General features: G+C 63.2%; 1 protein-coding gene and 1 pseudogene. Both read left to right on the plus strand.

The features are described from left to right. A pseudogene (locus B3873_RS07575) lies at positions 1-211 on the plus strand (ribose ABC transporter permease); the annotation flags it as partial. Positions 212-237: 26 nt separating this feature from the next. Next, positions 238-768 (plus strand): AGE family epimerase/isomerase (locus B3873_RS07580; protein WP_286865025.1); only part of this gene is annotated, 531 nt, incomplete at its 3' end.

Raw genomic sequence — 768 nt, forward strand, 5'->3', positions numbered from 1 at the left:
GATTGCCGCCGTGGTGCTGGGCGGTACTAGCCTCATGGGCGGTGTGGGCACGATCTGGGGGACGGTGGTGGGGGCGCTCATCATCGGCGTGATGAACAACGGGCTGACCATTCTCGGCCTGTCCTCGTTCTGGCAATACGTGGCCAAGGGCGCGGTCATCGTGCTGGCCGTGATCCTCGACAAATGGCGTCAGAAGGATGCCGCGCAATGACACTCTCTTCCCCATCCGGAGCCGGCATGTCCCTTCCCGATCTTGAAAGCCGCGCCTTCCTGCAGGCGCATGTGGCCCATACGCTGGCCTTCTATGACCGCCATGCCATCGATCCAGAGGGCGGATTCTTCCATTACCTCAAGGACGACGGCAGCGTCTATGAGCGCAGCCATCGGCATCTGGTCAGCGCGACGCGGCTGGTCTTCACGCAGTCCATGGCGTATCTGCATACCGGGCAATCACGCTATCTGGAACAGACGCGCCATGCCCTGGCGCATCTGGAACGCTTCCGTCATGCGGAGGGACCGCTGGCCGGCCTGTATGCCTGGACCCTGCGCGATGGCCAGATCGAGGATGGCACCGTCATGGCCTATGGCCAGGCCTTCGTGCTGCTGGCATTCGCGCAGGCACATCGCGTCGGCCTGTGTGATGCGCAGCAGGTGGCGCAGGCGTATGAACGCATGGAGAGCGCTTTCTTTGAGCCTGCGCATGAAGCGTATGCGGACGAGATCACGCCCTCCGGCGAGCTGATTCCCTATCGCGGCCAGAACGCCAAC

The organism is Herbaspirillum sp. UBA812 (assembly GCF_002296545.1).
Taxonomy (GTDB): Bacteria; Pseudomonadota; Gammaproteobacteria; order Burkholderiales; family Burkholderiaceae_D; genus Herbaspirillum; species Herbaspirillum huttiense.